This is a genomic window from Streptococcus ruminicola (genome assembly GCF_011387195.1).
GTDB classification, from domain to species: domain Bacteria; phylum Bacillota; class Bacilli; order Lactobacillales; family Streptococcaceae; genus Streptococcus; species Streptococcus ruminicola.
This window is the reverse complement of sequence record NZ_CP046919.1, coordinates 1890460-1916772: the sequence shown is the minus strand read 5'-3', so window position 1 is coordinate 1916772 and position 26313 is coordinate 1890460. Positions and strand designations below refer to the sequence as shown.

Annotated in this window: 24 protein-coding genes and 1 other annotated feature; of the genes, 16 read left to right on the top strand and 8 right to left on the bottom strand. The window is 36.9% G+C overall.

The features are described 5' to 3' along the window. Window positions 1–999 (top strand): phosphomevalonate kinase, encoded by a 999-nt coding sequence (locus GPZ88_RS09690; protein ID WP_166044290.1) that lies wholly within the window; start codon window positions 1–3, stop codon window positions 997–999. After that, the gene (gene fni / locus GPZ88_RS09685; RefSeq protein WP_166044288.1) at window positions 996–1994 is read left to right on the top strand and encodes a type 2 isopentenyl-diphosphate Delta-isomerase; all 999 of its coding nucleotides are present in this window, start codon (window positions 996–998) and stop codon (window positions 1992–1994) included. Before GPZ88_RS09690 ends, fni begins: the two co-directional genes overlap by 4 nt. A gap of 21 nt (window positions 1995–2015) precedes the next feature. On the opposite strand, the gene trhA is transcribed toward fni, so the two are convergent. The 4 genes from trhA to GPZ88_RS09665 all read right to left on the bottom strand — a co-directional run bounded on the left by trhA (window position 2016) and on the right by GPZ88_RS09665 (window position 5754). Beyond that, entirely contained in the window at window positions 2016–2672 is a 657-nt protein-coding gene (gene trhA, locus GPZ88_RS09680; RefSeq protein WP_074626707.1) for a PAQR family membrane homeostasis protein TrhA, read from the bottom strand. Then, window positions 2662–3105, bottom strand: coding sequence for a DUF1836 domain-containing protein (locus tag GPZ88_RS09675; RefSeq protein WP_074563855.1), 444 nt, complete (start codon window positions 3103–3105; stop codon window positions 2662–2664). Before GPZ88_RS09675 ends, trhA begins: the two co-directional genes overlap by 11 nt. Window positions 3106–3317: 212 nt before the next feature. Beyond that, window positions 3318–4589, bottom strand: a complete 1272-nt coding sequence (locus GPZ88_RS09670; RefSeq protein ID WP_157629096.1) for a hydroxymethylglutaryl-CoA reductase, degradative — start codon at window positions 4587–4589, stop codon at window positions 3318–3320. After that, window positions 4579–5754, bottom strand: coding sequence for a hydroxymethylglutaryl-CoA synthase (locus tag GPZ88_RS09665; RefSeq protein WP_039696779.1), 1176 nt, complete (start codon window positions 5752–5754; stop codon window positions 4579–4581). The genes GPZ88_RS09670 and GPZ88_RS09665 overlap by 11 nt, the downstream gene beginning before the upstream one ends. Before the next feature lie 330 nt (window positions 5755–6084). Here GPZ88_RS09665 and GPZ88_RS09660 point away from each other — a divergent pair, with 330 nt between their 5' ends. The 6 genes from GPZ88_RS09660 to mmuM all read left to right on the top strand — a co-directional run bounded on the left by GPZ88_RS09660 (window position 6085) and on the right by mmuM (window position 12031). Beyond that, window positions 6085–6924 (top strand): thymidylate synthase, encoded by an 840-nt coding sequence (locus GPZ88_RS09660; protein WP_039696780.1) that lies wholly within the window; start codon window positions 6085–6087, stop codon window positions 6922–6924. A gap of 82 nt (window positions 6925–7006) precedes the next feature. Beyond that, window positions 7007–7501, top strand: coding sequence for a dihydrofolate reductase (locus GPZ88_RS09655; protein ID WP_166044287.1), 495 nt, complete (start codon window positions 7007–7009; stop codon window positions 7499–7501). Between the two features lie 228 nt (window positions 7502–7729). Beyond that, entirely contained in the window at window positions 7730–8959 is a 1230-nt protein-coding gene (gene clpX / locus GPZ88_RS09650; RefSeq protein WP_166044285.1) for an ATP-dependent Clp protease ATP-binding subunit ClpX, read from the top strand. A 10-nt stretch (window positions 8960–8969) separates the two neighbouring features. Continuing rightward, window positions 8970–9563, top strand: coding sequence for a ribosome biogenesis GTP-binding protein YihA/YsxC (gene yihA, locus GPZ88_RS09645; protein ID WP_074560304.1), 594 nt, complete (start codon window positions 8970–8972; stop codon window positions 9561–9563). Window positions 9564–9699: 136 nt separating this feature from the next. After that, window positions 9700–11076 (top strand): amino acid permease, encoded by a 1377-nt coding sequence (locus tag GPZ88_RS09640; protein WP_166044283.1) that lies wholly within the window; start codon window positions 9700–9702, stop codon window positions 11074–11076. Between the two features lie 10 nt (window positions 11077–11086). Continuing rightward, the gene (gene mmuM / locus GPZ88_RS09635) at window positions 11087–12031 is read left to right on the top strand and encodes a homocysteine S-methyltransferase (RefSeq protein WP_166044281.1); all 945 of its coding nucleotides are present in this window, start codon (window positions 11087–11089) and stop codon (window positions 12029–12031) included. A gap of 32 nt (window positions 12032–12063) precedes the next feature. On the opposite strand, the gene GPZ88_RS09630 is transcribed toward mmuM, so the two are convergent. Both GPZ88_RS09630 and GPZ88_RS09625 read right to left on the bottom strand, forming a co-directional pair. Next, window positions 12064–12732, bottom strand: coding sequence for a YoaK family protein (locus GPZ88_RS09630; protein ID WP_074561098.1), 669 nt, complete (start codon window positions 12730–12732; stop codon window positions 12064–12066). Between the two features lie 203 nt (window positions 12733–12935). Continuing rightward, a complete protein-coding gene (locus GPZ88_RS09625; protein ID WP_166044279.1) occupies window positions 12936–15044 on the bottom strand; it encodes an AAA family ATPase in 2109 nt (702 codons plus the stop codon). Between the two features lie 400 nt (window positions 15045–15444). After that, window positions 15445–15580, top strand: a sequence feature (ribosomal protein L10 leader region). A 28-nt stretch (window positions 15581–15608) separates the two neighbouring features. Here GPZ88_RS09625 and rplJ point away from each other — a divergent pair. The 4 genes from rplJ (at window position 15609) to GPZ88_RS09605 (ending at window position 20956) form a co-directional block, all read left to right on the top strand. Beyond that, window positions 15609–16112: a 50S ribosomal protein L10 gene (gene rplJ / locus GPZ88_RS09620; protein WP_039696786.1), complete on the top strand. Its 504-nt coding sequence runs from the start codon at window positions 15609–15611 to the stop codon at window positions 16110–16112. Between the two features lie 68 nt (window positions 16113–16180). Beyond that, window positions 16181–16549, top strand: coding sequence for a 50S ribosomal protein L7/L12 (gene rplL, locus GPZ88_RS09615; protein WP_009854351.1), 369 nt, complete (start codon window positions 16181–16183; stop codon window positions 16547–16549). Between the two features lie 231 nt (window positions 16550–16780). Beyond that, window positions 16781–20407 (top strand): type IIG restriction enzyme/methyltransferase, encoded by a 3627-nt coding sequence (locus GPZ88_RS09610; RefSeq protein ID WP_158913991.1) that lies wholly within the window; start codon window positions 16781–16783, stop codon window positions 20405–20407. 222 nt (window positions 20408–20629) lie between these two features. Continuing rightward, a complete protein-coding gene (locus GPZ88_RS09605) occupies window positions 20630–20956 on the top strand; it encodes a hypothetical protein (RefSeq protein WP_157629089.1) in 327 nt (108 codons plus the stop codon). 32 nt (window positions 20957–20988) lie between these two features. Here the strand turns inward: GPZ88_RS09605 and GPZ88_RS09600 are convergent, their stop codons facing one another. Next, complete coding sequence (locus GPZ88_RS09600) at window positions 20989–21516, bottom strand: TetR/AcrR family transcriptional regulator (protein WP_240915090.1); 528 nt, start codon at window positions 21514–21516, stop codon at window positions 20989–20991. A 319-nt stretch (window positions 21517–21835) separates the two neighbouring features. Between GPZ88_RS09600 and GPZ88_RS09595 the strand changes: the two genes are divergently transcribed. Continuing rightward, window positions 21836–22024: a hypothetical protein gene (locus GPZ88_RS09595; protein WP_166044274.1), complete on the top strand. Its 189-nt coding sequence runs from the start codon at window positions 21836–21838 to the stop codon at window positions 22022–22024. 41 nt (window positions 22025–22065) lie between these two features. Here GPZ88_RS09595 and GPZ88_RS09590 read toward each other — a convergent pair whose 3' ends face one another. Beyond that, window positions 22066–23007 carry a polysaccharide deacetylase family protein gene (locus GPZ88_RS09590; protein WP_166044272.1) on the bottom strand — a complete coding sequence of 314 codons (942 nt, stop codon included), beginning with the start codon at window positions 23005–23007 and terminating at the stop codon, window positions 22066–22068. Between the two features lie 220 nt (window positions 23008–23227). Here GPZ88_RS09590 and GPZ88_RS09585 point away from each other — a divergent pair, with 220 nt between their 5' ends. The 3 genes from GPZ88_RS09585 to rarD are packed head-to-tail and all read left to right on the top strand — an operon-like array spanning window position 23228 to window position 26307. Further along, window positions 23228–24514 (top strand): homoserine dehydrogenase, encoded by a 1287-nt coding sequence (locus GPZ88_RS09585; protein WP_166044270.1) that lies wholly within the window; start codon window positions 23228–23230, stop codon window positions 24512–24514. Between the two features lie 55 nt (window positions 24515–24569). Further along, a complete protein-coding gene (gene thrB / locus GPZ88_RS09580; RefSeq protein ID WP_166044268.1) occupies window positions 24570–25436 on the top strand; it encodes a homoserine kinase in 867 nt (288 codons plus the stop codon). Next, entirely contained in the window at window positions 25423–26307 is an 885-nt protein-coding gene (rarD, locus tag GPZ88_RS09575) for an EamA family transporter RarD (RefSeq protein ID WP_166044265.1), read from the top strand. The genes thrB and rarD overlap by 14 nt, the downstream gene beginning before the upstream one ends. The last annotated feature ends 6 nt before the right edge of the window (window positions 26308–26313 follow it).

The window sequence follows — 26313 nt, the reverse complement described above, 5'->3', positions numbered from 1 at the left end:
ATGAAAATGATTAAGGTTCAAACTGGTGGAAAGTTGTATATAGCTGGTGAGTACGCGATACTGACACCAGGTCAAACAGCCATTATCAAAAATATTCCTATCCACATGACTGCTGTGGTTAAAGAAGCAAAGGATATCAGTCTTTTTTCAGATATGTTTGATTATGCAGTTGGGATGACGCCAGATAGCAAGTATGTACTGATTCAGCAAACAATCGTAACTTTATTTGATTATCTTGGCAAATCTATTGAAGAAATGCCAGCCTTTTCTCTTAAAATCATTGGAAAAATGGAGCGAGATGGTAAGAAATTTGGTATTGGTTCAAGCGGGTCAGTTACTGTTTTAACCCTAAAAGCTCTATCAGCTTTTTATGAGTTGAACTTGTCAGCTGATCTTCTTTTTAAATTGGCGTCTTACACACTTTTAAAACTTGGTGACAATGGTTCGATGGGGGATATTGCTTGTATTGCATACGATGACTTAGTTGCATTTACTTCATTTAATCGACAAAAGGTTGCCAAATGGATTGAAAAGGAATCAATTCAAGAAGTACTTAATAAAGACTGGGGTTATCAAATTGAAGTTATCACACCAGCATTGCCATGTGAGTTTTTGGTCGGATGGACAATGCAGCCTTCTATTTCAAAAGATATGATTAATCTCGTTAAATCAGCCATTTCACAAGAATTTTTAGCAGCAACTGAAAAAGAGGTTCAAATTTGTAAACAAGCGCTGCAAACTGGTGACAAAGAAAGTGTCAAAAAGGCACTTCAAAATGTGAGCGATTTGTTGCTAGGCTTAAGCTCAGCTATTTACAACGACAAACTTTTAGCCTTAAAAGCTGCCGAAGATGGTCTAGATGTGATTGCTAAATCATCAGGTTCAGGTGGTGGTGATTGTGGTATTGCAATATCATTTAATCGTGAAGATAGTCAAGAACTTATCAAGCGTTGGCAAGAAGTTGGTATTGAGCTACTAGACATGGAGGAATTAGCATGATGAACCGTAAGGATGAGCATATCAAGTATGCACTAAAGTATCAATCACCGTATAACTCTTTTGATGATATGGAGTTGATTCATCGTTCACTTCCTGATTATGATTTGAGCGAGATTGATTTGCATACGCATTTTGCGGGACGTGATTTTGACTTTCCGTTTTACATCAATGCTATGACAGGTGGCTCAGAAAAAGCAAAAGCCGTCAATCGTAAGCTTGCTCAAGTAGCACAAGCGACTGGTTTAGTCATGGTAACTGGGTCATATAGTGCTGCGCTGAAAAATCCAGGTGATGATTCTTATCCAAGTAAAGCAGATTACCCAGATTTACTTCTTGCAACTAATATTGGTATTGACAAACCATATGAACTTGGCCTTAAAACCATTGAGGAAATGCAACCCATTTTCTTGCAAGTTCACGTGAATTTGATGCAGGAGCTTTTGATGCCTGAAGGTGAGCGTGAATTTCGTTCTTGGAAAAAACATTTGGCTGATTATGCGACAAAAATGCCAGTTCCTGTTATTTTAAAAGAAGTCGGATTTGGTATGGATTTAAAAACCATTGAGACGGCTTATGACTTAGGCATTAAAACCTTTGATATTTCAGGACGTGGTGGGACAAGTTTTGCCTATATTGAAAATCAACGTGGCGATAATCGCTCTTACCTTAATGATTGGGGTCAAACAACCGTGCAAAGTCTTTTGAATGCCCAATCAATGGTCGACAAAGTTGAAATTTTAGCTTCAGGTGGTGTTCGTCATCCGCTTGATATGGTTAAATGTTTGGTACTTGGTGCTAAAGCAGTTGGGCTTTCACGAACAGTCTTAGAATTGGTTGAAAAATACCCAGTTAACAAAGTTATCGATATCATTAACGGGTGGAAAGATGATTTGCGTCTGATCATGTGTGCTCTTAATTGCAAAACCATCGATGACTTAAAAGAAGTCGATTACCTTTTATACGGAAAATTACAAGAAGCAACAAAAAAACACTGATTTTAATCAGTGCTTTTTTTATTACAACATGAAATACACGATTGCGATGTATTGTAAGATAGATGCAAGCAGGATGAACAAATGCCAAATCATGTGGTCATAAGGACGTTTTCTAGCGTAGAAAATCGCACCAATTGTGTAAGCTAAACCACCAGCCAGCATCAAACTCCAAAAGACAACACCAGTTTTACTAATAATACTTGGAATGATAAAGACAACTAACCAACCCATTAGCAAATAAAGAAAGAGTGAGAATTTATCGTTGATTTTTTTAGCAAAAATCTTGTAAAGAATGCCAAAAATGGTTGCTCCCCACTGCAAGATAATGATTAAGTAACCTAACCAGCCACCAACAAGTGAAAGAGCAACTGGAGTATAAGAACCAGCGATGGCAATGTAGATCATACTGTGGTCGATAATACGTAGAACAAATTTTTGTGGTGAGTCATATTGCATTGAATGGTAGATTGTTGATGACATGAACATCAAAAACAGGCTAATGTCAAAAATTGACATCCCAACAGCAGCCTGCATGCCATAGTGGTGATAACTGTAAATAGCTGTAATCGGCAAGAGTACCAGCATTGCAACAGCACCGACAGCGTGAGTGACACTATTTGCAACCTCTTCACCAAAAGAAAGACGTTTACTAAGTTTTAAAGTCATGCTAGCTTTCATGGGATTCTCCTTCTAATGCGTGAACCAATTCATGGGTTTGAAAATACAATTTTAACGTTTGACAAGCTGAGACGACCACAGGAGGTAAATTATCAACTTTTTCACCATTCATACAAGCAACAAAGTCATCGTAGCGTTTTTGTGACTGGTCATCAGCGGTCAAGAGTGCCAAAGTTTGGCTGATTTCTTGGATAGAAAAAACATTTTTCAATGCTGTAATAACAATCAATCTAGCCACTTGCTTACGATTGTATTTCTTTTTAACAGGTTTTTCTAAGTGACCATGTTTGACATAATTATTTATCATAGAAGCTGTCAAGCCTTTTTCATCCTGTTGATTGGCTTTTCCAACTTGATTAACGTAAAGAAGTACTTGATCTAAGTACAAATCAATCTCTGGTAATTCAGACCATTTTGGATAATTTGGTTTCATAAAGTTATATCCACCTCTTCATCTAGTATTAATAACTAGATTATATAATTATCAAAAATTAAAGTCAAGGAAAAAAACTGTCCAGTGGACAGTTTTTCACGAGCCTAAAAATAAGAAAGCGAGTTAGGTCCAATGGACAGTTTTTTCACGAGCCTGAAAATAGAAAATGAGCCATGCCCATTAGACACGACTCACTTATTAAAATATTTTGTTTAATTTCGCAAGTTTAGTAAGATGTGCTGCGCAGTTTCCAAATTCATATGTGGAGCTTCTAGTAAAGCTTTAACCACTTCAGAGACTTCTTTATCTTTGGCACCAGCAAGGAGTGCAAGTGATTTAGCTTGTAATTTCATGTGACCAGCTTGAATGCCAGTTGAAGTCAAAGCTTTAATAGCAGCAAAGTTCTGTGCTAAACCAACAGAAACGATGATACGTGCCAACTGTTTGGCATCAGGGTGACCAAGAAGGTCGTGCGCAATTTTAACTGTTGGATTCAGTCCGATTGAACCACCACGTGTTGCGATTGGCATTGGAAGGGTTAATTGGCCACGGAGAACTTGCGCTTCTTCGTCAAAGGTCCAAGTTGCTAAACCGCGGTATTGGGCATCTTTACAAGCATAAGTGTTAGCACCAGCTTCGATAGCACGCCAGTCATTTCCAGTCGCCATAACAACGGCATCAACACCATTGAAAATACCTTTATTATGCGTACTTGCACGGTAGACATCTTCCTGGGCAAGTTTGCTTGCTAAATGGAATTTTCTAGCTAACTCTTGAGCTTCCTCTTTGTTACGGCTGAGGTATCGAAGGTCAACTTGACAGTCAGCGGTAACAAGAGATTCTGTTGCATAGTTTGACAAAATGGCCATCAAACTTTTACCGCCTGATAACTCTTCTAAGTTTGGCACCAAAGCTTCCATCATAGTATTAACCATGTTAGCGCCCATAGCTTCTTGAGTATCAACCGTTAGGTAAACAATCAAAAAGTCATCTTTTTCATCGATACTCAATTCGCGTGCACCACCTCCACGTTTAACGATAGAAGGGTGCGCATCATTTGCTAGGCTAATTAATTGTTCTGTGTGTTCAACAATGGCTTTTTTAGCAGCACTTTTATTTGGAACGTCGTAAAGGGCAACTTGCCCAATCATTTTACGAGAGTGAACTTGAGTTTTGAAACCTCCAGAACGTTTGATGATTTTAGCTGCAAAGCTTGCAGCAGCAACCACAGAAGGTTCTTCGGTTACCATTGGAACATTGAAAGTTTTATCATCGATTTGAAAATCTGGCGCTAGTGAAAATGGAAGTGAAAAAGTTCCTAAGACATTTTCGGCCATTTGATTAGCAGTTTCTAGTGAGAGAAGCTCATTGTTTTTTAAGCTTTCTAAGCGTTCTGCGCTAATGAGTTCATTTTTTTCCAGATGTTCAAGGCGTTCAGCCAACGTTTTTTTGGAGAATCCTCCCCAAGTCACTTTATTTGTCATTTACTTTACCATAGATTCTTTGATGTTCATGAATTTCTTTGAGGGTAAATGCACCTGTTTTGTATTCAGGAATATTGGCATTTCCTTCTGAATCGATAGCAGCTTCCTCAAAGAATAATTTTTCGTAGTCTTCAACAGAAAGACGAATGCGGTTTTTAAGCGTTTCTAAACGGTTAGTTTGTAGCATGTCTTTAAAACCATCAACCAAAGTTGCTGAGAAGATTTCTGCGACAGCACCACTACCATAGCTGAAGAGAGCAATCTTATCACCAGCTACAAGATTTTTAGAATTCTCAAGAAGTGAAAGAAGACCTAAGTATAGTGAACCAGTGTAGATATTTCCAACTTCTTTACTATAGAGAATAGTGCTTTCAAAGTTTTCCTTGAGTTTTTCTTTAAAGTCCTCTGGTAGGTTTTTATCCATGACTTTGTTAAAGCCTTTAAGGGCTAATTTAGGAAATGGAAGGTGGAAACAGAAGGCTGAAAAATCTGCAAGAGAAGTGTTGAAGCGTTTTTGAAATTCTGCCCATGTTGTTTTCAACATGTCAAGGTATTGTTTTGTAGAGTAAATACCGTTAACGTAAGGGGTAGTAGAGTAGTTCGGACGCCAGAAATCCATAATATCGCGCGTTTGGGCAACTGAGTTGTCATTAAGTAGCAAGATTCGTGGGTCTTTTGAAATCAACATAGCAACACTACCAGCACCTTGAGTAGGTTCACCAGGGGTGTTAACACCATAGCGAGCAACGTCTGAAGCGATAACTAAAACTTTTGATTCTGGGTGTTTTTGAACGTGCAAACGAGCGTAATCAAGCGCTGCTGTTGCACCATAACAAGCTTCTTTCATTTCAATGCTACGAGCAAAAGGTTGGATGCCCAAGAGACTATGAATATAAGTAGAAGCAGCTTTACTTTGGTCAACAGATGATTCTGTTGCCACAATAATCATATCAATAGTATTTTTATCTTCCTCGCTTAGAATACTTTCTGCTGCAGAAGCACCAAGTGTCACAATATCATCATTGACTGGCGTGATACTTAGATTATTTAATAGGAGACCTTTGCTGTATTTATCTGGATCAACATTGCGGCTCTCGGCCAAGTCGTCCATATTCAGCACGTATTGCGCTGTTGCAAATCCTATTTTATCAATACCAATTTTCATGAAAAAACCTTTCTTTTTATTGAATTTCCAATAAATGTTAGGAACTTTATCTTCATTCGTACTTGCCTAACAAGTTTTTTAAAAGTGGGGAAAACCTTTTAAATAGGAAATTCGTTTTTATTAAATTTACGGCGTGACTAATTGTCCAAAATTAATTTTAACATAAAGTTGGCAAAATGCCCTATAAAAAATTCGTTTGTTTTATCCTTCAAAGTAATAGCAAATTCAGCCAAATTCGTTAAAAATACTAGCTTTTTTAGTGTTTTTCAGATAAAATAGGAAGGAATGATTTTTTCAAAAAATCAATACAATCAAAGGAGAGCGGATAGCATGACAAAAGCAGATGTTATTTTTAAAGAAAATATCAAAAAAATTATGAATGAAGGGGTATTTTCAGAGAATGCACGTCCTGTGTACCAAAGTGGTGGACAAGCAAATTCTAAATATGTAACAGGTGCTTTTGCGGAATACGACCTTAGTAAAGGTGAGTTTCCGATTACAACCCTTCGTCCTATTCCCATTAAAAGTGCTATCCGAGAAATCTTCTGGATTTATCAAGATCAAACTAATGATCTTTCAGTTTTAAATGATAAATACAATGTTAAATACTGGAATGATTGGGAAGTTGATGGCACTGGTACGATCGGCGAACGCTATGGTGCAGTTGTTAAAAAACACGATATTATTCGTAAAATCTTAAAACAACTCGAAGAAAACCCATGGAATCGTCGCAATGTTATCTCACTTTGGGATTACGAAGCTTTTGAAAATACAGACGGTCTTTTACCATGTGCTTTCCAAACTATGTATGATGTGCGTCGCGTTGACGGTGACATTTACCTTGATGCTACCCTAACCCAACGCTCAAATGATATGTTGGTCTCTCATCACATTAATGCCATGCAATACGTGGCCCTTCAAATGATGATTGCCAAACATTTCGGATGGAAAGTTGGTAAATTCTTCTATTTTGTAAATAACCTTCATATCTATGACAATCAATTTGAGCAAGCAGAAGAACTATTGCGACGTCAACCAACAGACTGTCAACCGCGTTTGGTTTTGAATGTGCCTGATGGAACAGATTTCTTTGATATTAAACCAGAAGATTTTGAATTAGTTGATTACGAACCCGTTAAACCGCAATTGAAATTTGATTTGGCTATTTAATCTTTTTCAGTGGCTTTCGTATCGCATCTCAGCATTTTTATAGGAAATCTGATAAAATGAAAGTAATGAATGAGAGGACAATATGACAAAGAAAATCGTTGCAATCTGGGCGGAAGATGAAAATCGCTTAATCGGGGTAAATGATAGATTACCTTGGCGTCTCCCAAAAGAATTAAAGCATTTTAAAGAAACAACGATGGGTCAAGCTCTTTTAATGGGGCGTGTGACCTTTGATGGTATGAAACGTCGCATTTTACCAGGTCGTGAAACCTTGATTTTGACACGTGATAAAAGTTTTGAAGCCGACGGCGTGACTGTTGTTCATGATGTGGAACAAGTCCTTGATTGGTTTAAAACTCACGACAAGACCCTTTATATCGTTGGTGGGGCAAGTATCTATGAAACTTTTTTGCCATACTGTGATGCTATCGTTAAGACAACGGTTCATGGTGAGTTTGAAGGAGATACTTATTTCCCAAATCTTGATTTAAAAGCCTTTAAAAAGGTTTCAGAGTCATTTAACGAAAAAGATGACAAAAACGCCTACGATTTTACGATTACAGTTTTTGAAAAATAAAAATAACACAGGGAGAAAGGAATGCAGAGAAGTATTTTTGGTGTGTTCACGGCTCTACTAGCAGTTATCTGTTTTTTGTGTGCTCTCCCAGCACTTAGAAAAAAACGTTATGGGTTAGCTGTCCTTTTGTTTTTGAATGCCTTTACTAATGTAGTAAATACCATTCATGCCGTGTATGGTACCTTGTTTTAATAAATAGAGAAAGTATAAAGTTAGAGAGAACGAAAAATGGTTGGAAATCGAACAAATGATGTAAAAGTTTATTGCTCATTTTGTGGAAAAAGCCAAGACGAAGTAAAAAAAATCATTGCCGGAAATAACGTATTTATCTGTAATGAATGTGTGGCTTTATCCCAAGAGATTATTAAAGAGGAGTTAGCAGAAGAAGTTCTCGCAGATTTGGCTGAAGTTCCAAAACCAAAAGAATTATTAGCAACCCTCGATGAATATGTTGTCGGTCAAGAACGCGCTAAACGTGCCCTCGCAGTGGCTGTATATAACCACTACAAACGTGTTTCTTTTGCCGAAAGTCGTGATGAAGAAGATGTTGAATTACAAAAATCTAACATCCTATTAATCGGACCAACTGGTTCAGGGAAAACATTCCTTGCCCAAACTTTGGCGAAAAGTTTAAACGTTCCATTTGCGATTGCTGACGCGACATCATTGACAGAAGCAGGATATGTTGGTGAGGACGTTGAAAACATCCTTTTGAAACTTATTCAAGCGGCTGATTTTAATATTGAACGTGCAGAACGTGGTATCATCTACGTGGATGAAATTGATAAAATTGCCAAAAAAGGCGAAAATGTTTCAATCACTCGTGATGTTTCAGGTGAAGGGGTCCAACAAGCTCTCCTTAAAATCATTGAAGGAACAGTAGCAAGCGTTCCACCACAAGGTGGTCGTAAACACCCTAACCAAGAAATGATTCAAATCAATACTAAGAACATTCTTTTCATCGTTGGTGGTGCTTTTGATGGTATCGAAGACATTGTTAAACAACGTCTCGGTGAAAAAGTTATTGGTTTTGGTCAAAGCAACCGCAAGATTGATGAAGATGCTTCTTACATGCAAGAAATCATCTCCGAAGATATTCAAAAATTTGGTTTGATTCCTGAATTTATCGGGCGCTTGCCAGTCGTTGCTGCGCTTGAACAATTGACAACAGATGATTTGGTGCGAATCTTGACAGAACCTCGTAATGCTTTGGTTAAACAATACCAAACACTTCTATCATATGATGGTGTTGAGTTGGAATTTGATGAAGACGCCCTTCAAGCTATTGCTAATAAGGCTATCGAACGTAAGACAGGTGCACGTGGACTTCGTTCAATCATTGAAGAAACAATGATGGATATCATGTTTGAAATTCCAAGTCGTGAAGAAGTCACTAAAGTCCGTATCACAAAAGATGCTGTTGAAGGCAAAGATAAACCAATTTTAGAGATTGCATAAGGAGGAGAGAATGACTGAGTATTTAAATACCCATAACGCCTCACTTCTGTTAAGTGCAGCTAATAAATCACATTACCCACAAGACGAGCTCCCTGAGGTCGCTCTTGCTGGTCGTTCAAATGTTGGTAAATCTAGTTTTATTAATACTCTTTTAGGACGTAAGAATTTGGCTCGTACTTCTAGTAAGCCTGGTAAAACACAATTATTGAATTTCTATAACATCGATGACAAGTTACGTTTTGTCGATGTTCCAGGATATGGTTATGCCAAAGTATCTAAAGCTGAACGTGCTAAATGGGGCAAAATGATTGAAGAATACCTTGTTAGCCGTGATAATTTGCGTGCGGTGGTTAGTTTGGTAGATTTTCGTCATGACCCAAGTGCTGATGACATTCAGATGTATGAATTCTTGAAGTATTATGAAATTCCAGTTATCGTGGTAGCAACAAAAGCTGATAAAATTCCACGTGGTAAATGGAACAAGCATGAATCAGCTATCAAGAAAAAATTGAATTTTGATAAATCTGATAAGTTTGTTGTCTTCTCATCAGTCGACCGTACTGGTTTGGATGAAGCTTGGGACAGCATCTTAGAAGAATTGTAATAATGAAAGCTTGAGATGATAATTTCAGGCTTTTTTCATTGCTATAGTTTTTAACTAAGTGTTTGATAGTTAAAGTCTATTATCATTTCTGAAAATCTTGTGATATGATAGATATATTACGGATTGAGAGGCTTATATGGAAAATCATAATTTTGAAAATGAAGGTCAATTCCAGCGTAAGATGACGAGCAGGCATTTGTTTATGTTGTCTTTGGGTGGTGTTATCGGAACAGGTTTGTTTTTGAGTTCTGGCTACACGATTGCTCAAGCAGGTCCTTTAGGAGCTGTTTTGTCTTATCTGGTTGGAGCAGTTGTCGTTTATCTGGTCATGTTATCCTTGGGAGAACTAGCTGTTGCTATGCCAGTTACTGGATCATTTCACACTTATGCGACACGGTTTATTAGTCCAGGAACAGGTTTTACAGTAGCTTGGCTTTACTGGATTTGTTGGACGGTGGCTCTTGGAACGGAATTCTTAGGAGCAGCAATGCTTATGGGGCGTTGGTTCCCAGATGTTCCGACTTGGATTTTTGCGACACTTTTTGCCTTGGTAATTTTTGCTATTAATGCTTTAAGTGTTCGAAGTTTTGCGGAAGCTGAGTCATTTTTTGCTTCAATTAAAGTTATTGCAATCATTATCTTTATCATACTAGGTCTTGGAGCTATGTTTGGTTTGGTTAGTTTTGAAGGTCAACATAAAGCAATCTTATTTACCAATCTAACTGCTAATGGTGCCTTTCCAAAAGGTTTTGCTGCTCTGGTTTCAGTGATGTTGGCGGTTAATTATGCTTTCTCTGGGACAGAATTGATTGGGATTGCGGCTGGTGAGACAGACAATCCAAAAGAGGCTGTGCCAAAAGCGATTAAGACAACTATCGGACGTTTGGTCATTTTCTTTGTTTTGACCATTCTCGTCTTGGCATCACTTTTGCCAATGAAAGAGGCAAGAGTGTCAACGGCGCCGTTTGTTGATGTTTTTGACAAAATGGGAATTCCATTTGCGGCTGACATGATGAATTTTGTTATCCTAACAGCTATTTTATCAGCTGGAAATTCCGGACTTTATGCTTCAAGTCGTATGCTGTGGTCACTAGCCAATGAAGGCATGCTATCGAAAAAAATTGTTAAAATCAATGAACACGGTGTGCCAATGCGTGCTCTCTTGTTATCGATGATTGGTGCAGTACTGGCTCTATTTTCAAGTATTTACGCAGCTGATACGGTTTATCTAGCTTTGGTATCTATTGCTGGTTTTGCTGTGGTTGTTGTCTGGCTATCAATTCCTCTTGCGCAGATTAATTTTCGAAAGAGTTTTTTGAAGAATCATTCTCTAGATGAGTTGTCGTACAAAACGCCAATGACGCCAGTCTTGCCTTACTTTACAATTGTGCTGTTGTTAATTTCTATTGTCGGAATTGCTTGGGATGCATCGCAAAGAGCAGGTCTGTATTTTGGACTTCCATTTATTGCTTTGTGTTATGTGTATCACTACTTACGTTATAAAAAATGGTAGAAGGGAAGTTATGGGTAAACTTAAAGAATTACTAGAATCAACTGATTATCTTATTTTGGATGGGGCTCTTGGAACTGAGTTAGAAAATCGTGGTCATGATGTGTCAGGAAAATTGTGGTCAGCAAAATATTTGCTGGAAAATCCGCAAATTATTCAAGAACTTCATGAAGATTATCTTCGTTCGGGTGCTGATATTGTGACAACATCAAGTTATCAAGCAACGGTTCAAGGGCTAGAAGATTATGGTTTGTCAGAGAAAGAGGCACTTGACACTATTGCCTTGACAGTTGAATTGGCTAAAAAAGCTCGCCAAAATTTTTGGCAATCTTTGTCAGACGACGAGAAGAAAAAGCGTGTCTATCCCTTGATTGCTGGTGATGTTGGACCTTACGCAGCTTACTTGGCAGATGGTTCTGAGTATGCTGGGGATTATCAGTTGTCAAAAGAAAGTTTCAAAGATTTTCATCGTTCACGTATTCAGACTTTGCTGGCGGCGGGAAGTGATTTTCTAGCCATTGAAACGATTCCTAATATGACTGAAGCTACAGCCTTGGTTGAATTGCTGGCTGATGAATTTTCTGATACGGAAGCTTACATGTCCTTTACGGCACAAGATAGTCAGAGCATTTCTGATGGAACGCTAATGACTGAGGTCGCAAAACTCTGCGACAGCAGCAAACAAATTCTTGCTTTTGGGATTAATTGTAGCCGACCAGCGATTATTTCAGATTTGTTGAAAGCTAGTCGCACAATTTCTCAAAAACCTTTGGTAACTTATCCAAATTCTGGAGAAATCTATGACGGGGCAACACAGACTTGGAAATCATCACCAGACAATTCACATACCTTGTGTGAAAATAGTCAAGTTTGGCACAAACTCGGCGCAAAGATTGTCGGTGGCTGTTGCCGAACTCGCCCAGAAGACATTAAATTATTGGCTGATAAATTAAAATAAAAACGTTTGGAGTTTTCCAAACGTTTTTTTGATTATAGATTTGTTTCTTGAAGGCGGTAGCGGATAACCACACTTGTGTAATGATAAACGATAGCAGCCAGGGTGAGCGATACTACCCAGATGGTTCTTACTTGAATGAAATGGTGGACAATCGCGACAAAGATAGCACCGATGATAAAGCTAACAACGACCAAAGAATAGTTCACAGCTTGTCGTTTCATTTTTGCTGTTTTTTCTTCAACAGTTAAGTAGTTGTGCCATGCTGTAATCATTTTACGGTAATTTCCTGAAGTCATTAAAATAGAATAAGCGTGCGATTCAATCTGGCTACCAGAGAATGTCAAAGTTAGTAAACCAGTACCGAGCGCTAAAAGAATAACCCAAAGTAAACGATTCTCAGGTAATAGTGGCAAAGCAATCGTTACAACTAATAAAGGCAAAATAGCATAGGCACGCCAAAAGGCTGTTTTGGCTTTGGCACGTACACGCAATCCAAACATAAATCCGAGTGAAAAGAATAAAACTGAGTACAAACGGATAAGTGTCTGATGAAGTGAACTATGACTAATATCAGCGATAAGAAAAAGAATATTTCCGGTTTGGGTGGCAACAAGTGTGTCAAATTGAATTTGGCAATAGACGTCTAGGGCACCACCTAAAAATCCGAGTAAAACAGCTTCAAAACGACTGTTCTGAGGCATGTATTCTAAATCATTCACACCATGTCCTTCTTTCTAATAGAGTCAACAGTCATATTGTAACATTTTATATGATAAGGTACTAGGGGGTTTTTAGAAAAATCATACTTGTCCTATATTATGGTAGAAAAAGCCCAACCCATAACAAGTTGGGTTGAGCTTTTAAGAGATTAGGAGTGCTTAGAAATTGGAGTGCCTTGATAGGCTTATTTTTCGCTGATAACAAGTTCTCCGTCAACCATATCAGCTTTAAGGTGTTTAACATCTGTGTGATCAAGGTAGAAATCAGTGATTTTATCGCGAATTTCTTGTTCGATAACACGGCGGAGTGGTCGAACACCCATAGCTTCATCGTAGCCTTCTTCGATAAGGTGTTGTTTAGCTTCATCGCTGACAACCAAATCAATACCTTTCTTAGCGATAGTCTTGCTAACTTCAGCTAGCATCAAGTCAACGATTTCGTTCAAGTCATCCTTAGTCAAGTGAGAGAATTCGATGATACCGTTGAAACGGTTAAGGAATTCCGGACGGAAGTATGGAGCGATACGATCCATAATCTTCATGTCTTTGTCTTCTTGACCTGTCAAAGCTTCATTACCAAAGCCAGCGTTAGATGTAGCAATGATAACAGTGTTCTTGAAGTTAATTGTATTACCTTGACCATCAGTCAAACGACCATCGTCCAAAACTTGAAGAAGAAGTGTAATAACTTGTGGGTCGGCTTTTTCAATTTCATCAAGAAGAACGATTGAGTAAGGATTACGACGAACACGTTCAGTAAGTGTGTTATTGTTGTCATCGTAACCAACATAACCAGCAGTTGTACCAATCAACTTAGAAACGGCTGTGCGGTCAGAGTACTCAGACATGTCTAGACGGATGATTGCATCTTTTGAACCAAACATATCAAGAGCCAATTGTTTAGCAAGTTCTGTCTTACCAACACCAGTAGGACCTACGAAGAGGAAGCTACCAATTGGTCGGTTTCCTTCATCAAAACCAGCACGGTTACGGCGAATAGCACGAGCAACAGCATCTACAGCTTCGTCTTGACCAATGACTTTACCTTTCAAACGACTAGCCAATTCTTTCAAACGTTCGATGTCGCTTGCGCCCATGTTTGAAACAGGCACACCAGTTAGACGTTCAACGGACTCAGCAACGTCATTAACGGTAGCAGTAACTTTCTTGTCTTCAGTGTGATTATCGATTTGTTTTTGCAATTCTTCGATACGCACTTTGGCGTTAAGAGCTGCTTCGTAATCCTCTTTAGCGGCAGCGGCTTCTTGTTTTTCTTTTTGTTCTGCAATTTCTTTTTCCAAAGATTTAACATCAGTTACAGGATGTTGTGCAGCTAGGTGAGCAGCAGTCATATCGATTAAGTCAATTGCTTTATCTGGTAAACTACGTTGTGGAATGTATTGGATTGAAAAGTCAACGGCAGCTTTCAAAACGTTATCTGGAAGGATAACATTGTGGTGTTTTTCGTACAAATCACGAATACCCATCAAGATGTTAAAGCTGTCTTGAGCAGAAGGAGCGTTAACTTTAACTTCGTTGAAACGACGAGCGAGCGCAGCATTTTTCAAAATGGTATTGCGGTATTCGTCTTGAGTAGTAGCACCAATAACAGTCAATTCACCACGAGAGAGAGCAGGTTTAAGAATATCTGCTAGACCTTTAGAACCAGAGTCACCACCAGTTGAACCAGCTCCAAGAATTTGATGAATTTCATCAAAGAAGAGGATGATATTACCAGCGTCTTTGACTTCTTTAATCATGTTTTGGATGTTTTCTTCGAAAGCACCACGGTATTGTGTACCAGCTTCAAGGCCTGAAATATCAATTGAGATGATTTCTTTGTTCTTGATAGCAGCAGGCACGTCACCGTTAACAATAGCTTGCGCTAATCCTTCAACGACAGCTGTTTTACCAACACCAGCATCCCCGACTAGAACTGGGTTGTTCTTTGTACGACGAGACAAGATTTCAGCTGTTTCTTGAATTTCCTTGTTACGTCCGATAACGGGATCGAGTTCGTTGCTACGAGCACGTTCAGTTAAGTTTGTTCCAAGTTTAGCCAAGATACCATCTTCTTTAGGTGCAGAAGTAGGAGCACCTTCTTGATAATCAGCATTTCCTGGGAGTTTACCAGTTTGACGGTATTGAGCAAATTCTTCAGGAGTTACTTCGCGACCATTGATTAGGTAACGTTTATTTTCTGAATTGTATCCTCCCATGTTTCCCATTAATTGGTTGAAGATATCATCCATATTTCCAAAAGGATCTCTTCCGTAAAATTGATTGTTTGCCATGTATAATTACCTCTTTTCATTCTTAAAATAATTCCAAATGATATTATGCTATGATTTGGAAGATTGAAGGTCAAATCCCTTTAGTCTTTACATATCGGAGTAGAGAGGTCGTATTTAAAGAGATTTATCAATTGTTCCTATCAATCACCTTCTGAGGATATAATACACCTTTGGTCAGTAAAAGTCAAAGAATTATGCGCAGAAAATATGATTTTTTTATCTAGTAAGCGTTTGATATTTTTAAAACTAATACTATAATATGATTTTAGGGTTTTGTTAGAAAAATTCAAAAGTCAATTAGCGTGTTATTTAATAGCAGAAAAGAGTAAAAATAAAAAAATTAAGCAAAAAAAGTAAAAAAGTGTTGACAGCTACAAAAATCTAAGTTATAATAATTAAGGTTTTGTAATGAAACTGACCTAAGACAGCAGGGGAGCCGTGCTCGTAATATTCCTGCCGAGGCACAAAACGTAATGATGAAATAACGTATTTGTACTTTCGTGTCTAGGTTTAGGTGCGAATTTTTTTGTACCTAGCCCAAAAATAATAACGGAGGTAAAACTAATGAGTGAAGCAATTATTGCTAAAAAAGCTGAACAAGTTGATGCTGTTGCTGAAAAAATGAAAGCTGCTGCATCTATCGTTGTTGTTGATTCACGTGGTCTTACAGTTGAACAAGATACAGTTCTTCGTCGTAATCTTCGCGAAAACGGTGTTGAATTTAAAGTTATCAAAAATTCAATTTTGACTCGTGCAGCTGAAAAAGCAGGTCTTGACGGAATGAAAGATCTTTTCGTAGGACCATCTGCAGTAGCATTTTCTAACGAAGATGTTGTTGCACCAGCAAAAGTTCTTAGTGACTTTGCTAAAGATGCTGAAGCACTTGAAATCAAAGGTGGGGCAATCGAAGGCGCTGTATCTTCAAAAGAAGAAATCGCTGCTCTTGCATCATTGCCAAACCGCGAAGGACTTCTTTCTATGCTCCTTTCTGTACTTCAAGCGCCAGTTCGCAACGTTGCACTTGCTGTCAAAGCAGTTGCAGACAACAAAGAAGACGACGCTGCTTAATGCGTATGGTAGCCTAGGGCTACAAACAATTATCTAATAAAACATTAATATTTTTGGAGGAATCTACAATGGCATTGAACATTGAAAACATTATTGCTGAAATTAAAGAAGCTTCAATCCTTGAATTGAACGATCTTGTAAAAGCTATCGAAGAAGAATTTGGTGTAACTGCAGCTGCTCCTGTAGCTGTAGCTGCTGCTGGTGCTGCAGACGCTGGTGCTGCTAAAGACTCATTTGACGTTGAATTGACTGCAGCTGGCGACAAAAAAGTTGCTGTTATCAAAGCTGTACGTGAAGTTACAGGTCTTGGTCTTAAAGAAGCTAAAGCTCTTGTTGATGGTGCACCTGCTAACGTTAAAGAAGGCGTTGCAACTGCAGAAGCTGAAGAAATCAAAGCTAAACTTGAAGAAGCTGGAGCTTCAGTTACTCTTAAATAATAAGGTAACTACTCAAGTAGCCTAATAAAACGAATAACCCCGCTAGTCTTAGGACTAGCGGGGTTTTTGTTTGCTATCAATTTATAATTTATTGTTTCAATTAAACATGGTATAATTAAGTGATTAAATAAATATTTTGGTAAAGGGGGTACCCCCTTTAGTGTATTGCTAACAAAATACACTAAATAACTATTAGTTCCCTTTTGCTGATAAATAATGTGAGGTATGTGAATGGCAATTAAGGGGATTACGCTAAAAGAAAGTATGAATCGCTCAGTCCAAGCTATTATGCCGTTGGATGAGGAAAAAGAAGTATTCAGTCAAAAATTGGTCAACTATCTGACTAATTTGATTAGGCAAGAATCAGAATCTGAGGAGCATCAGAAAATTCTTTTAAAAGACTTCTTAGAAAGTCTTTTACCTTATAACTTTATAAATACATCTAGCAGAATTGACCTTGCTATTTACAATGGTAAGGATTCAAATTCTACTTTAGGTGTTCTTTTCGAGTGCAAGAGTTTAACTAATAAGTCAGAGATGATGACGACTGACCGAATCAATTCAAAGGGGTTTCAAGAGATTGTAGCTTACTACTTGAACGAAAGGCTCTTTGAGAAAAATCTTGAGATTAAGAAGTGTATCATTACTAACGGTTTTTCTTGGTTTGTAATTGAATCCAAGGAGTTTGAAAAACATTTCTTCAAGAATAAGAAATTGATTGACCTTGTGACTAAGTTCAAGAACAATCAACTTGCTAGCAATAAGACTGAATTTTTATACTCAGAGGTGATTGCACCTGAAATTGATAAAGCAATTGAAAAAGGTATTGTTATTGCTCACTTTGATTTAAGTCAAGCCTTGGTTAAATCAAGTAAGACGATTGAAATTAAGAAGAATAACCTTACTCAGCTTTATCGCTTTTTCACTGCCGAGAACTTACTGAATAAAGAAATTTTTACCGACTCTAACAAACTTAATAAAAACTTTTATGATGAATTACTTTATCTGATGGGGTTAGAGGAAAGCAAACAGGGAACAACAAAAATCATTTCACGCTTGAAACCTGCTAAACGACAGCAATATTCTTTCGTAGAAAATATTATTGAAAAATTGGATATGAAAGATGTTCCTAAAGATAAACAAGAGGAAAATGCTATTCAGTTGACAGTTGTTTGGATGAATAGGATTCTTTTTCTTAAACTGCTAGAATCTCAGTTAGTTTTGTTCAATAGTGATGAATCATACCGTTTCTTGACTTATGATAAACTTTCTAGCTTTGAAGAGATTTACAGCCTTTTCTTCGGTGTTCTTGCTCGCAAGGTAAATGATCGAAATAAAAGAATTCAAGAAAAGTTTGGTTATATTCCTTATCTTAATTCATCATTGTTTGAAGAAACTCAACTGGAGAAGTCTGAATATGGAATTAGTATCGATCGCTTGCCTGAGGGTAATATTGAGATTTTCTCTAAAACTGCTTTAATAGGGGCAGATAAGAAACGGAAAAAGGGTCAAATTAACATTATTGAATATCTTTTTGACTTCCTTGATTCTTATGATTTCTCAACTAGTATTAGCCACCATAAAAAAACTAAGAATGACCTCATCAATGCCTCTGTTCTTGGTCTGATTTTTGAAAAGATTAACGGGTATCGTGATGGCTCTTTCTACACTCCAGGTAACATTACGATGTATATGTCACGCAAAGCGATTCGTACAGCAGTGGTTGATAAGGTTAATGAAGCTCTTGGTTGGAATTGTGAAACCATTGAAGATATTAAAATAGGGATTGGACACAGCATTGAAAATGCTCATAAAGTCAATCAAGCTATTGATGAACTTAAAGTTTGTGACCCAGCAGTTGGGTCAGGTCACTTCCTTGTCTCTGTTCTTAATGAAATCATTGCTCTCAAAAGTGATTTAAATGTTCTATTTGATGCTGAGGGAAAATTCATTGGGAATCTTATTCAATGCTATGTTATCAATGATGAGTTAGTTATTCAGGATATGGCAGGAAATAACTTTGTCTATCAGACTGGTAATCAACAATCAGAACAGATTCAAAAGGCGATTTTCCATCAGAAGCGACATATCCTAGAAAGTTCCCTATTTGGAGTTGATATTAACCCAAGTTCAGTTAATATTTGCCGTTTGCGTCTTTGGATTGAGTTATTGAAATCTTCATACTATTATAAAGATGAAGAGAGTGGTGTTGACACATTAACAACACTTCCAAATATTGATATCAATATTAAGGTTGGAGATAGTCTTCTTCATAAATTTGACTTTGACTATGAATTTGATATGCGTCGCAATGATTTCAAAGAGTACTTGGAGCTTGTTCGAGATTATAAGAAAACCAACAATAAAGCTACCAAGGGAATTATTTGGGATAAGATTGAAAAACTCAAATATTCCTTTGATGACCTAGCTTCAAGTCCTGAGTTGAAGAAGTTGACTAAATTGATTTCTGAGCGAAATAAGGCAGGAGCAATTAGTCTTTTTGATGAAGAAAACAAGAATAGTAAAGAATTTGAAAGATTAAGTAAACAACTTGCTCAAGCAGAAAAAGAACTGGATGCTCGTCTAAAGAATCCACTCTATGCGGGAGGTATGGAGTGGCGAATGGAGTTTCCAGAAATTTTAGGAGAAGACGGTCAGTTTGTTGGCTTCGACCTTGTGATTGGTAATCCACCTTATATCTTCGCTCAAAATAACGTCTTTTCAGATGAAATGAAAAGCTACTATTCAAGGACTTATCCTTTGAATAACTATCAAGCAAATACTTTTGGTTTGTTTTTGGAGTTAGCCTTTTCTCTAGTTCGAGATGGCGGTGGAATTTCATATATTATTCCCAATTCATTTTTTACAATTAATCAATATAAGAGGCTACGCCACCATATTCTTAAAAACTATGATGAAGTAACTTTTATAAATTCTAAAGATAAAATTTTTGATGAAGCTTCTATTGATGTTTGTATAGTAGATATGTTTACGAAACGCCCCTCTAAAGTTACTTTAGGTGTGATTTCAGGTGGTGAAACAAACCTAGTAGCTGAAACTAAGGCTGAAAGTTTACTTAGTCAGGATGTAATTACAATTTCGTCTATTAGTGGAGGAGTTTCGTCATTATTATTAAAAATTGAGAAGAACTCTAAGGTATTAGAAAAAAATTATGGTACAGTCAAAGATGGATTGAAAGCGTATGAACGAGGTAAAGGAAGTCCTAAACAACCTGAGGACAAAGATGAATTTAAAGAGTTTAAAGCTAGTAAGCCGTTTTTCTCTAATCAAAAAGATGATGAATCCTATCGGATGTTTCTATCAGGTAGTGATCTACAAAGATACTATTTAGACTGGTCAGGAAAGTTTTTATCTTATGGAAGTCACCTAGCTGCACCTAGAGATAGTAAACTTTTTGAAGGAGAGCGACTTTTAATTGCTAGAATTCCAGTGAAATCTATCTATACTTTTAGAGCAACCTATACAAATGAAAATTTTGTACATGAACAGAGTATTGAAAGTATTACCAATCTGAAAGTTTCTCCTTTATATTTAATTGGTGTATTGAATTCAAAAATACTTTCTTTTTATGCTATTGAAAAGTTTGATTTTTTACAAAGAAATACATTTCCTCAAATGCGACTAACACAAATCAAGCAATTCCCTATTCCTAATTCAACTGTTGACCAACAGAATGAAATCGCTGACTTAGCTAAGCAACTAATGAAAGAAATGGCAAAAGAGGAAGTTGATCAAGACTTAGTTGATTCTTTAAATACTGAGATTGATGAACTCGTCATGGATTTGTTCGGATTGAATGAGGAAGAAAAACAAACTGTTCGAGATTTTGAGCTTTAGGAGATAAGTTTGCTAGATTTACAAAGAGTATTAAAGAAAATAATATCAAGTCACTTTGAAGAGTTTTTTGGTAGATTTCGATATTAAGGTTTGGTAACTACTCAAGTAGCTTAATAAAACAGAACCACTAGTCATCTGACTGGTGGTTTTTTGCTTTTTTAATTGACAATTAGGAATGGGAAGATTAGAATTTGAATAACAGTACTTGCTAGGAGAAGTCAGATGAAGAGATTCTCGTTATATGTTAGATTGCTATATGGTGTTACTTTTCTAGTAACTATCGCCTTAGTTTTGCTCTCACCAGAAGAAATTATGCTTCATTTTAATAATGGCTTAGTGGATGGTAAAGGAAGTAGGATTAATCTTTTTATTTATCCATTTCTTACTTTAATTCTTGGTGAAGCAGGAATACTTTGGTCAAAATGGTATCGTAAAAAGACTAATCTGAGAAGTTACCCGATTCTCTTAGCCAGTGAAATCAAATTCATTCAAATCTTATCATTGATCGTATTGATTTTCATTTTAGTCATGTTACATCAAGTGTTTTAATATTAGTAAAAAAGATAAGAACTCTGAAATTATCAGAGTTCTTGTTTTTCGATTTGTGGATTTAAATCAAAGAATTTAGTTAATTTAATAATCAGCTGTTTAACATCTTGGGTAATTTCTTCAGGTTTCTCAGGATTTTCTTTTTTAAGCCAAGTCCTGAGAACATTGTAATAACCTCCAGCGATAAATTCAACTGCATAGTTGATTTTTGCGACATCATCACTATAAGCAAACCAAGGTAAAGTAATGCTATCAAATATTTTTCTGGTTCGGCTATCAAATTTTTGAAAGAAAAGATCGAAATGTTGGTGCTTGATTAAGATTGATAAAACGTTTCGCTTATGATACCAAAATTCTAATGAACCAGCCACCACTTCTTCGAAACTTTCAGATTGAGCGAAGTTTTGGCGTTCTCTTAGATATTCATCGATTACCTTTTCAAAATAGTAATTTAAGAGTTCTTGTTTATTAGCGAAGTGACGATAAAAGGTTCTTCTTGAGACTTGGGAGATTTCGAGAATATCTTTAATCCTGATGTCTTCGTAGTTTTTGCCTTTCATCAGGCAGATGAGGGAACAAAATAGCCTGTCTTTTGTATCCTTTATTTGCTTAACTTTACCACATACCATAATTAAATCCTTTCTTTTTGAGCAAAATGGGGAATTGGATCTGAGTATTAGTTAAAGTTATTATAGCACTCTCTTTGCGATGCCGGGGAAAAGAAGTTTATCCTAAAACGTTTTCCAAAAATGTAAACGTATCAAATTTTATGAGATAGCCCTTTCAATTATAATGTAAATACTTATTAAAAAATCATTGGCGATATGGACAGCGTATTCAAATTGTGTTATGATATGACGGTTAAAGGGAGAGTGAGTTATGCAGCAAAAGAAGAAAACATTTCCAATCATGTCATTGGTTTATTTGGTGGTTTATCTAGTTGCCGTTTTTTACAATATTGAGCACCATCAGAAACTTTTTGTCTATCTGTGGTCAGCTTTGTTTTTGGGAAATTTAGCTTATATCATTTATAGTTTAATCAAAATGTTTCGAAAAACAAATCATTAATGAAAAATTGACTAAAAAAGAGCCTTACTGAGGCTCTTTTTTTATTGATTGATACTTGCCATAAGGCTATCTGCTGTTGTTTCTGGTAAAATTCGAATGCGATCTAATGATAGTAAACCGTCATTTTTATCAGCAATTCCTTCATTTGTTGTAATACCAAGTTTATAGTTGAGTTCACCAGCGAGTTGGAGAGTGGTATCAGAATAACGTCCTGCAGGATAGGCGATTGTCATGGTATCTTGTGATAAGTTGCTATCAAGGTAGCTTTTGGCATCGGACATTTCTGTTTTTTGAGTATTGTCATCACTAGCAGATAAGTCTGGGTGGGTTGAAGTATGACTTTGGAAAGACATCCCTTGTTCTTTCATTTCAAGCATCTGGTCAAGGCTAAGGTTGGCAGGATTTCCAACAGTACTTGTAATGACATTGTTAGTTGCTTTGGCACCGTATTTTTTCAAAATAGGGTAGGCATTATCGTAAAAATCCCATAAACTATCGTCAAAAGTTAACCAAATGATTTTTGAATTTCCATTTGGTAAAACATTTTCTGTCAGAACTTTATAAGCTTCTTCAGGAGTTAAAAAATAGTATCCTTCATCAGAAAGTCGCTTGATGTGACTTTCGAATGTTGTCGGATCTACGATAAGGTTAGCGTTTGAAGCTTCCTCGGGAGCCATGACGTGAATGGCGTGATACATTAGAATTGGAAGAGAAACATCTGAATCTTGCTGAACCCAGTTAACTTCGCTATTATTGTCACTAGCTTGATTTACTGAAGTTTGATTGGTAGGAGGAGTGGTTGACGTTTGTTGATCTGATTTTTTTGAGATTTGTTCTGCTTTTTCTGCTGATAGAATCGAGTGACTCTCTTTTAATGTGAAAAAGAGCATGGCGCCAGCTATGATACAGGCTAAAAATAGAATAATATTGACGAGTATTAGTGATTTTTTGCTTTTTTTCTCGTGCTTGTGTCGTGTTTTCATGGAAATCTCCCCTGTAGATAAAAATCTGCTTTTATTGTACTACTTTTTTAGTACAGAATAAAGAATTTACCTTAAATTAGGGAAAGATTTTTAGACTTCTTTATTTTTCTGTAAATTCTGAATAATTTTATGGTATAATGTAGAAAATGTTTTTATTTTAGGAAGTGCTGGTTGAAAAAATCACTTTTCCGTTCGAAAATTACTTACTAAGGAGAATAAAATGTCAATAAAAATTGCTTTGCTCGGTTTTGGTACAGTTGCTAGTGGTGTTCCTTTCCTTTTGAAAGAAAATCATTCAAAAATCACGGAAGCAGCTCATGACACCATTGAAATCGCTAAGGTTCTTGTCAAAGACGATGAAGAAAAAAATCGTTTGTTGGCTGCCGGAAATGATTATAATTTTGTTACAAACGTTGATGAGATTTTAAGTGATGATAGCATTGACATTGTTGTTGAATTGATGGGACGTATCGAACCAGCTCGTACTTTCATCACAAAAGCTCTTGAAGCAGATAAAAATGTTGTTTCAGCCAACAAAGATTTGATTGCTACTCATGGTAAAGAATTGATTGCGCTTGCTAAAGATAAAGGTGTTGCTTTTTACTATGAAGCAGCAGTAGCTGGTGGTATTCCAATCCTTCGTACACTAGCAAATTCACTTACTTCTGATAAAGTGACTCGTATTTTGGGTGTTCTTAACGGTACATCAAACTTTATGATGACTAAGATGGTTGATGAAGGTTGGACTTATGATGATGCTCTTAAGACAGCTCAAGAACTTGGTTATGCTGAAAGTGACCCAACAAATGATGTTGAAGGTATCGATGCTGCTTATAAAGCTGTTATCTTGAGTCAATTTGGCTTTGGTATGACAATTGATTTTGATGATGTGGCTCATAAAGGTATCACAACAATCACACCAGATGATGTAGCGGTTGCTCAAAAACTTGGTTATGTGATTAAACTTGTCGGAGACGTCCGTGAAGTTGAATCAGGTATTTCAGCAGAAGTGTCACCAACATTCTTGCCAAAAGCTCACCCACTTGCTAGTGTAAATGACGTTATGAATGCTGTCTTTGTTGAATCTATCGGTATCGGTGAATCAATGTATTATGGACCAGGTGCTGGTCAAAAGCCAACAGCAACTTCTGTAACAGCTGACATTATCCGCATTTGCCGCCGTATTAAAGATGGCAATGTTGGTAAATCATTCAACGAATTTGCTCGTGAAACAAAAATGGCAAATCCTTCAGATGTGACAAGCCATTACTATTTTGCAATTAATACACCTGACAAAAAAGGTCAATTGCTTCGTTTAGCTGAAATCTTCAATTCTGAAAATATTTCATTTGAACAAGTGCTTCAACAAAAAGCAAACGGTACTCGTGCACGTGTGGTTATCATTACTCACTCAATGAGTAAGACACAATTGGCTGCGGTTACTGAAAAATTGGAAGCTGAAGAAGATTTCAAAGTTTTAAATAGTCTTAAAGTATTGGGTGAATAAGAAACGATAAGTTTAAAGGTGAAAGGAAGGCTCATTTTTGAGCGATTATAGTGATATGAAAATTACAGTACCAGCAACCTCTGCTAATGTTGGACCTGGATTTGATTCTGTTGGTGTTGCGGTTTCTAAGTATTTAACAATCGAGGTTTTAGAAGCTGCTGACAAATGGGAAGTTTTGCATGATTTGGGTGATGTTCCAAGTAATGAAACAAACCTTTTGATTACGACAGCTTTGCAAGTCAAATCAGATTTAAAACCACATCGCATTAAGATGGTTTCAGATATTCCTTTGGCACGTGGTTTAGGGTCTTCATCTTCAGTTATTGTGGCAGGTATTGAGTTAGCCAATCAATTGGCTGACTTGAACTTGTCAGATGATGAAAAGCTTACGCTAGCGACTAAAATCGAAGGTCACCCAGATAACGTAGCACCAGCTATTTTTGGAAATCTTGTGGTGTCATCATATGTTGATGGAAAAGTTAACAGTGCTGTTGCGACTTTCCCAGAGGCATCATTTGTAGCTTTTATTCCAAATTATGAATTAAAGACAAGTGATAGTCGTAATGTGCTCCCAGTTCAATTTTCTTACAAAGAAGCTGTTGCAGCCTCATCAATTGCCAATGTTGCTATTGCAGCCCTTTTGACAGGAGATTTGGAAAAAGCTGGAAAAGCGATTGAAGCTGACCTTTTCCATGAACGTTTCCGTCAAAAATTAGTAAAAGAATTTGCTCAGATTAAAGAAAAAGCGCATCAAGCTGGTGCTTATGCGACTTATCTTTCTGGTGCTGGTCCAACAGTGATGGTTTTGGCGCCAAAAGAGCAAGAAAGCAAAGTTCTAGAGGCTGTTCAATCACTTGGCTTGGACGGTGAAGTAGTTGCTCTACATGTAGATACTAAAGGAGTTTTTGTTGAAAAAGACTAATTTAGGTTTTCTACTTGGTTTAGTAACATACATTTTGTGGGGCTTTTTGTCCCTTTATTGGAAATTACTTTCAGGTGTTAGTTCATATAACACCTTTTCTTATCGTATCATTTTCACAGTTATTACCATGTTGCTTTACATGCTAGTATCCAGAAATCACAAGCGGTATCAGAGTGAGATTGGTAGTTTGATAGCTGATAAGAAGAAGTTATTTATGATGATTTTGGCGAGCTTTTTGATTGCTATTAACTGGCTGACTTACATCTTTGCAGTGGCACATGGTCAAGCAACTCAGGCGAGTTTTGGTTATTATATTATGCCGCTTGTTTCCATTTTACTTGCTGTGATTTTCTTGCACGAAAGTTTAAGTTCATGGATGCTTTCAGCAATTGCTATTGCAGGATTTGGAGTTGGAATGCTTGCTTTTGACACAGGTCAAGTACCACTAGTTTCGATTGTTTTAGCCTTATCTTTTGGCTTATATGGCTTGGTTAAGAAAAATGTTCGACTCTCCAGTGATGTTGCTATGCTGGTTGAAAGTAGTCTGGTTTTGCCTTTTGTCATCATTTATTTGGTAGCTTTTAGTAAGGAAAGTATGATTGATTATACTTTACTGGAAAATGTTTTGTTGGTAATTTCTGGTGTGGTGACAGCAATTCCTTTGCTTTTATTTGCAGAGGCAGTTAAGCGAGCACCTTTAAATATTATTGGGTTTATCCAATACATTAACCCGACGATTCAGTTGATTATTGCGGTTCTTATTTTTAAAGAAACAATAGCTGTAGGACAATTAAAAGGATTTATCTTTATCTGGATTGCCATTGCTGTCTTTATTTTAGGACAAGTTATTGTGATGCGTAAAAATAAGTAGTTTGGA

Bases quoted from the DNA above. Each gene is read 5' to 3' on its own strand.
- GPZ88_RS09690 (WP_166044290.1), top strand. From the start codon at position 1: ATGAAAATGATTAAGGTTCAAACTGGTGGAAAGTTGTATATAGCTGGT.
- fni (WP_166044288.1), top strand. From the start codon at position 996: ATGATGAACCGTAAGGATGAGCATATCAAGTATGCACTAAAGTATCAA.
- trhA (WP_074626707.1), bottom strand. From the start codon at position 2,672: ATGAAAGCTAGCATGACTTTAAAACTTAGTAAACGTCTTTCTTTTGGT.
- GPZ88_RS09675 (WP_074563855.1), bottom strand. From the start codon at position 3,105: ATGAAACCAAATTATCCAAAATGGTCTGAATTACCAGAGATTGATTTG.
- GPZ88_RS09670 (WP_157629096.1), bottom strand. From the start codon at position 4,589: ATGACAAATAAAGTGACTTGGGGAGGATTCTCCAAAAAAACGTTGGCT.
- GPZ88_RS09665 (WP_039696779.1), bottom strand. From the start codon at position 5,754: ATGAAAATTGGTATTGATAAAATAGGATTTGCAACAGCGCAATACGTG.
- GPZ88_RS09660 (WP_039696780.1), top strand. From the start codon at position 6,085: ATGACAAAAGCAGATGTTATTTTTAAAGAAAATATCAAAAAAATTATG.
- GPZ88_RS09655 (WP_166044287.1), top strand. From the start codon at position 7,007: ATGACAAAGAAAATCGTTGCAATCTGGGCGGAAGATGAAAATCGCTTA.
- clpX (WP_166044285.1), top strand. From the start codon at position 7,730: ATGGTTGGAAATCGAACAAATGATGTAAAAGTTTATTGCTCATTTTGT.
- yihA (WP_074560304.1), top strand. From the start codon at position 8,970: ATGACTGAGTATTTAAATACCCATAACGCCTCACTTCTGTTAAGTGCA.
- GPZ88_RS09640 (WP_166044283.1), top strand. From the start codon at position 9,700: ATGGAAAATCATAATTTTGAAAATGAAGGTCAATTCCAGCGTAAGATG.
- mmuM (WP_166044281.1), top strand. From the start codon at position 11,087: ATGGGTAAACTTAAAGAATTACTAGAATCAACTGATTATCTTATTTTG.
- GPZ88_RS09630 (WP_074561098.1), bottom strand. From the start codon at position 12,732: ATGCCTCAGAACAGTCGTTTTGAAGCTGTTTTACTCGGATTTTTAGGT.
- GPZ88_RS09625 (WP_166044279.1), bottom strand. From the start codon at position 15,044: ATGGCAAACAATCAATTTTACGGAAGAGATCCTTTTGGAAATATGGAT.
- rplJ (WP_039696786.1), top strand. From the start codon at position 15,609: ATGAGTGAAGCAATTATTGCTAAAAAAGCTGAACAAGTTGATGCTGTT.
- rplL (WP_009854351.1), top strand. From the start codon at position 16,181: ATGGCATTGAACATTGAAAACATTATTGCTGAAATTAAAGAAGCTTCA.
- GPZ88_RS09610 (WP_158913991.1), top strand. From the start codon at position 16,781: ATGGCAATTAAGGGGATTACGCTAAAAGAAAGTATGAATCGCTCAGTC.
- GPZ88_RS09605 (WP_157629089.1), top strand. From the start codon at position 20,630: ATGAAGAGATTCTCGTTATATGTTAGATTGCTATATGGTGTTACTTTT.
- GPZ88_RS09600 (WP_240915090.1), bottom strand. From the start codon at position 21,516: ATGAAAGGCAAAAACTACGAAGACATCAGGATTAAAGATATTCTCGAA.
- GPZ88_RS09595 (WP_166044274.1), top strand. From the start codon at position 21,836: ATGCAGCAAAAGAAGAAAACATTTCCAATCATGTCATTGGTTTATTTG.
- GPZ88_RS09590 (WP_166044272.1), bottom strand. From the start codon at position 23,007: ATGAAAACACGACACAAGCACGAGAAAAAAAGCAAAAAATCACTAATA.
- GPZ88_RS09585 (WP_166044270.1), top strand. From the start codon at position 23,228: ATGTCAATAAAAATTGCTTTGCTCGGTTTTGGTACAGTTGCTAGTGGT.
- thrB (WP_166044268.1), top strand. From the start codon at position 24,570: ATGAAAATTACAGTACCAGCAACCTCTGCTAATGTTGGACCTGGATTT.